Annotated in this window: 1 protein-coding gene; it reads right to left on the reverse strand. The window is 70.2% G+C overall.

Annotation, left to right across the window (positions count from 1 at the left end; genetic code table 11):
• Positions 1-300: 300 nt before the first annotated feature.
• Positions 301-667, reverse strand: a 367-nt coding sequence (locus tag FV226_RS28300; RefSeq protein ID WP_187278884.1) for a hypothetical protein, incomplete at its 5' end; no start/stop codon positions are given.

Raw genomic sequence — 667 nt, forward strand, 5'->3', positions numbered from 1 at the left:
CCCCGAAGGACCGCCCCGCGATCCTGTCCGGCCGCCGCGGGAAGGGCCGTCCCGCCGACGCGCCGGCCCCGGATCCGGAGGCCGCCCCGGGGCCCGTGGTCGGCCCGTCCTGACCAGGCGGCCGGCACGTTTGAGCACACCGTCGGCCCGTGTGGACCCGACGGTGTGCTCAAATGTGCTACGGCGTTTTTTGTATTCAGATCTTCGGAAGTCCTGGATTTACTTCAGTAAAACCGCCCTGATCCGAACACCCCGATTTTTGGCAAACGCGTTACCAGTCTCGATGGGGGCGTTACCGGCTCAGCCGGCGGTGTCGGAGACGAGTTCCTGGACCTGGTCGCCGGCCGCCTCGGCCGGCGCGGGATTCGGTGCCTTGGGCTCGGGCGGCCGCACGCCCTGCAGCTGGTGGCGAAGAAGATCCGCGCGGTACCGGCGGCAGGTGACGGCGGCGCGTTCATGCTCGGCCGCGCCCTCCAGCAGGAGCGCGTCGAGGACGGGCGTCAGCCACCCGGGGATCGGCCGCGCACGGGTCAGCCACATCGACACGATCGATAGGCTGACGTTTTGCCCGCGGGCGGCCGACAGACCCTGCGCGAGCTGGAGCCGGGTGTAGCCGGCTCCGTAGACCGCCTCGGCGATCGTATGGAGCTCGACCGGGTAGACGGCC

The organism is Methylobacterium sp. WL12, assembly GCF_008039475.1.
Taxonomy (GTDB): domain Bacteria; phylum Pseudomonadota; class Alphaproteobacteria; order Rhizobiales; family Beijerinckiaceae; genus Methylobacterium; species Methylobacterium cerastii.